This window comes from Immundisolibacter sp. (genome assembly GCF_041625615.1).
GTDB lineage: Bacteria > Pseudomonadota > Gammaproteobacteria > Immundisolibacterales > Immundisolibacteraceae > Immundisolibacter.
The window spans coordinates 1-4,927 of record NZ_JBFJTF010000150.1 but is presented as its reverse complement, the minus strand read 5'-3'; the positions used below and the strand labels follow the sequence as shown (position 1 = coordinate 4,927).

Annotated in this window: 5 protein-coding genes; 1 reads left to right on the top strand and 4 read right to left on the bottom strand. The window is 69.8% G+C overall.

Annotated features, from left to right (window positions below; translation table 11 throughout):
• Window positions 1-192: 192 nt before the first annotated feature.
• Complete coding sequence (locus ABYX71_RS10325; RefSeq protein ID WP_372696416.1) at window positions 193-936, bottom strand: anti-sigma factor; 744 nt, start codon at window positions 934-936, stop codon at window positions 193-195.
• 20 nt (window positions 937-956) lie between these two features.
• A complete protein-coding gene (locus tag ABYX71_RS10320) occupies window positions 957-1,460 on the bottom strand; it encodes a sigma-70 family RNA polymerase sigma factor (RefSeq protein WP_372696415.1) in 504 nt (167 codons plus the stop codon).
• Window positions 1,461-1,596: 136 nt separating this feature from the next.
• On the opposite strand from ABYX71_RS10320, the gene ABYX71_RS10315 reads away from it, so the two are divergent.
• The gene (locus ABYX71_RS10315; RefSeq protein ID WP_372696414.1) at window positions 1,597-2,985 is read left to right on the top strand and encodes a S8 family serine peptidase; all 1,389 of its coding nucleotides are present in this window, start codon (window positions 1,597-1,599) and stop codon (window positions 2,983-2,985) included.
• A 46-nt stretch (window positions 2,986-3,031) separates the two neighbouring features.
• On the opposite strand, the gene cls is transcribed toward ABYX71_RS10315, so the two are convergent.
• Both cls and ABYX71_RS10305 read right to left on the bottom strand, forming a co-directional pair.
• Window positions 3,032-4,468 carry a cardiolipin synthase gene (cls, locus tag ABYX71_RS10310; protein ID WP_372696413.1) on the bottom strand — a complete coding sequence of 479 codons (1,437 nt, stop codon included), beginning with the start codon at window positions 4,466-4,468 and terminating at the stop codon, window positions 3,032-3,034.
• 9 nt (window positions 4,469-4,477) lie between these two features.
• Window positions 4,478-4,927, bottom strand: a 450-nt coding sequence (locus ABYX71_RS10305) for a zinc-binding dehydrogenase (RefSeq protein ID WP_372696412.1), incomplete at its 5' end; no start/stop codon positions are given.

Sequence of the window (4,927 nt, the reverse complement as noted above, 5' to 3'; positions counted from 1 at the left end):
CGTGCAGCGGGACGGAGACCGCAAGGGTGGTGCCGAGAAGGGTGCTGGCGATGTGGTTTCTGATTTTCATGAGTGGTCTCCTTAACGTCGTTCCACCATCGGCTGCGGCAAATCCGCAGCACGCGTTAGTGAAGAACGTCTCCACGATCGATTTACTTCCGGTTTCCCAAAAAAAATTTGTGGGGCCGGTGATCAGGGTGTCCAGCCACCGTCGCGTGCGGCGCGTTCTGCGCCGGCGTCGAGCGGGTCGCCGTCGATGAGGCGGTCGACGGCGGCCAACACTGCCGCTGGCAGATTACTGGCCGCCATGCGGTAGTCCGGGGTGCCTGAGCGGTCCGTTTCCGTAAGGGTATGGATGCGCCAGCCGGGTGCTTCCTTGCAGGCGAGTCCGGCGTAGGGCGGGCGCTGGTCCTCGTGGCTGACGGCAAACGTGCGGCAGTAATCGCCCGACTTGGCGCGGAAGCTCAGCCCGACATGCACCGGCGCAGCGGGGTCGGGGTTGCTGGCGAGCTGCACGGACAGGGTTTTGGCCAACGCGCCCCGTGCCACCAGGCTGCCGTCGACGAAGGGCAGGGCGCCAGGGGGGTGTCGCGTCAGGGCGTGGCCGAGGAGTACGCCCGCGATCAGGCTGGCCGCCAGCGCGCCGCCGAACGCGCCCCGGCGTGGGGGCAGCCATGACTGTGCCCACGCGCTGGCAAGGGCCGCGGCACGGCGCTTGCGGGCGGGTGGCGCTGCGACGGAGTCGGTTTCCGCGCGCGCCGCCGCCAGCAAGCGTGGCGGCACCGGTTCGTGCAGTGTGTCGTCGAAAGCGCTGCGCAGTTGGCCAATCAGGGCCTGCTGCTGCGCGACGCGGGCAGCCAGCGCAGGGTCGGCGGCCACAGCGGCTTTGACGCGCAGGCGGGTCTCGGGGTCGAGCTCACCGTCCAGATAGGCCATCAGTGTTTCATCGGAGATATTCATTGCGGTTCCTGGCGGGTGTCCGACAGTACGGCCTGCAGTGCCTCGCGCGCCCGCGCCAGGCGGCTGGTGAGGGTGCCGACCGGAATCTCAAGTACCGAGGCGGCCTCCTTGTAGGCCAGGCCCTCGATCAGGACCAGGCCGACCGCCATGCGTTGGTCCTCGCTGAGCTGTTCCATTGCCTTTTGCACGGCCATGGCGTCGATCTGTCGCTGGGTGTAGGAGACGCCAACCTGTTCGCCGTCTTCCTCGGGTGCAAACAGACGGTTGCGCCGCGTTCTCGCCCTGATCTCGTCGATCCAGCAGTTCTTCACTATGCGAAACAGCCAGCTGTCGAGCCGCGTGCCGGACTGCCACTGGGCGGTGCTGCGCAGCGCCCGCTCGATGGCCGCCTGCACCAGGTCGTCGGCGTCCGAAGAGTGGCGGGTGATGGTGCGTGCGAAGCGCCGCAATCGGGGCAGCAAGGCAACGATGTCGTCTTCAATCCGCGTCGACCGGTTCATATGTGAGGATTCATTACAGTGATAACGATCCGGCGGGGGATTTTCTTCCGTTGTCGGATCGTTTGGCATAGGGGTGGTTCAGTGCCGGCACCGGGCGCCGGCGTGGCAACAGGCAGGAGGTGGCTTGCGACAGCGAATGCACACAGGACGACGGCGCGAGCGCGCAAGGACGCCGCCGCCGCATGGCGGCTGGCAGCGGCTGGCAGCGGCGCTGGTGCTGCTCGGCGCCGGCAGTATGCCGGCACTGGCGCAGCTCGGGCTGCCGTCGATGCCCGGCCCGCAGTTGCCCGGGTTCGAGCCGCCGTTCGGGGTCGACCGACAGCTCGAGCGGGTGGAGCGTCATGCCCAGGCGGCGCGCGATCTGCCGTCGGTGGCGGCACGCCGGCTGAAGATGCGCACGCTGGCGCGCACCCACCGCGATCGGCTTGAGCTGAACCGCGCCGGCGAGCTCATGGTTCGCGACGAGGTGCTGGCGATAGCGCCCGACGCGGAGCTGATTGCCCGGGCGCGACAGGCGGGTTTTGTCGTCTTGCGGGAACGGACGTTGCCCGATCTGGACATCGCGGTGGTCGTTTTGCAGCCACCGGCCGGGATGCGGACCGAAGAAGCGCTCGAGCGGCTGCGGGCGCTCGACCCGAACGCCCGGCTCGACTTCAACCACATCTATCTGGATGCGGGGGCGTCGGACGGTGCATCGCCCGTCGACACCGATGCGGCGCCGGGTGCGGTGCAGGACGGGGGCAAGGCTGTCGCGTCCGGGCGCGTTGGTCTGATCGACGGCGGCATCGACACGGGCGCCTCGCTGCTGCGCCAGGCGCGGATACGCACGTGGGGCTGCGGCGGGCGACCGGTGGCAAGTCCCCACGGCACGGCGGTGGCGTCGCTGCTGGTGGGGCAGACAGCCGGATTCGCCGCTGCCGCCTCGGGAATGACGTTGTATGCGGCCGATGTCTACTGCGACGCAGCCACCGGGGGGGCGGTGGAGACGATCGCCGAGGCCTTCGCGTGGCTTGCCAGCCAACGCGTCGCGGTCATCAACGTGAGTCTGGTTGGTCCGCCCAACCGGCTGCTGGCGCAGGTGGTCGATCGGCTGATGGCGCGTGGGCATGTGGTGGTGGCAGCGGTTGGCAACGACGGTCCGGCCGCCCCGCCGCTGTACCCGGCCGCGTATCCGGGCGTGGTCGGCGTCACGGCGGTAGACGGCCGGCGCCGGGTGCTGCCGGAAGCCGGTCGCGGGCCGCACGTCAGCTTCGCGGCGCCGGGGGCGGATCTGGTGGCTGCCAGTGCCGACGGCTATACCGTGGTGCGCGGCACTTCGTATGCCGCGCCGGTGGTCGCCGGGCTGCTGGCGGCGCGCGCCGGCGAGCCGGCCTCGGACGGTGCCCGACAGGCGCTTTCCGCCCTGGTCGCGACAGCGACCGACCTTGGGTCGCCGGGTCGCGACCCGATCTTTGGTCACGGTCTGGTGGGCGAACGACTGAGGCTCGATCCGGATCGGCTGGATCACCTGCCCCGGCGGCAGTGAGGCGGCGCGGTGGCCGTGGTGTGACGAACGGTTGCTCGCGAAGGGGTCACAGATAGGGCGAGAACAGCCAGCAGAAGGCATCACGCGTGCGCTCGGCCAGGCCACGCTGGCTGATTTCCTGAAGCGTGACCGGCCGCGCCGGCGCCCAGGCGGATTCGAAATCGGCGCTCAGTGCCGCGTTGAAGGCCGGGTCGAACACTTCGACGTTGAGTTCGAAGTTCAGGCGCAGGCTGCGCGGGTCGAGGTTGGCCGAGCCGACCTGCGCGTAGTCCTCGTCCACCAGCAGGCACTTGCTGTGCACGAAAGGTGGCGGCTGGTAGCGCACCTGTACGCCGTGCTGCAGCAGTTCCCACAGCTGGTTGCGCGTGGCCCAGTGCACGTAGGGCAGGTTGTTCTTGCCCGGCAGCAGGATACGCACGTCCACCCCACGCAGTGCGGCCGCCTGCAAGGCACCCAGCAGTTCACGGCCGGGCAGGAAGTAGGGCGTCATGATGATGATGCGCCGCTGCGCCGCCGACACTGCCGCCAGCAGGACCAGCGCCAGGCGGTCGAGGTCTTCGTTGGGGCCGTCGGTGATGACGCGGCAGGCGGCTTCGCCGGCCATGCCGCCCGGTGGCGCGGGCTCCGGCAGTGCCTGTCCGGTGGCAAAGCGCCAGTCTTCGGCGAACACGGCCTCGATCTGGCTCACCACTGGCCCGCGCAGGCGCAGGTGCAGGTCGATGACGCCACGGCGGCTGCCATCGCCGAGCACGTGGTAGTCGGCGATGTTCATGCCGCCGGTGAAGGCGATCTCGCCGTCCACCACCAGAATCTTGCGGTGGTTGCGCATGTTCACGTGCACGCTGGGCGGCCACAGGCGCAGCGGCAGGAAGCGCGCCACGCGTACGCCGCCCTCGCGCAGGGCCGGCGCCGCGCGCGCCAGGGTGTACCACTGGCCGAGGCCGTCGATCAGCACGCACACGGTCACGCCGCGCCGCTGCGCGGCCTTGAGCGCGTCGATGATGTCGCGTGCCGCGCCGCTGGCGCCGAAGATGTAGGTCGACAGGTAGACGTAGCGCTCGGCCGAGCGGATGGCCTCGATCATGGCCGGGTAGGCCTGGTCGCCGTTGTGTAGGCGCTCGATGTGGCTTCCCGGCAGGCAGGCGCGGTGGCTGATGCGCGCCGAGGCGCGGGCGATCGGGCCCTCCGGCATGGCACCGGGAGCCGGGTCCGTCATGCCGGCGTCGTCCGGCTGTTCGTAGCCGAACTCCAGCGGCAGCGGGAACCGCCGCAGGCGCCGGTGGCGGGTGCGGATACGGTTGACGCCGAAGATGAAGTACAGCAGCGGCCCGCCCAATGGCAGCAGCAGGACGATGCCGATCCACGCCAGCGCCGAGCGGGGGTCGCGCTTGGTCAGCAGCGCGTGCCAGGCGCACAGCAGGCCGAGCGCGGCCTGCAGGGCCAGCGCCAGCCAGCCGAGAGTGGCGGCCAGGTGGGGTGTCATGGCGGCGTCCTAGAAGCGGATGACGCTGCGGATGCTCTGCCCCGCGTGCATCAGGTCGAAGGCTTCGTTGATGCGTTCGAGCGGCAGGGTATGCGTGACGAACTCATCGACCTTGATCTCACCGGCCAGGTAGCGGTCCACGTAACCGGGCAGCTGCGAGCGGCCCTTGACTCCGCCAAACGCGCTGCCGCGCCACACGCGTCCGGTCACCAGCTGGAACGGGCGGGTGCGGATCTCGTCGCCGCCGCCGGCCACGCCGATGATCGTCGACTCGCCCCAGCCCTTGTGGCAGCACTCGAGCGCCGCACGCATCACGTCCACGTTGCCGATGCACTCGAACGAGTGATCGACGCCGCCGTCGGTCAGCTCGACGATGACCTCCTGGATGGGCGCCGCATCGTCGGCCGGGTTGACGCAGTCGGTGGCCCCCAGCTGGCTGGCCAGCTCGAACTTGGCGGG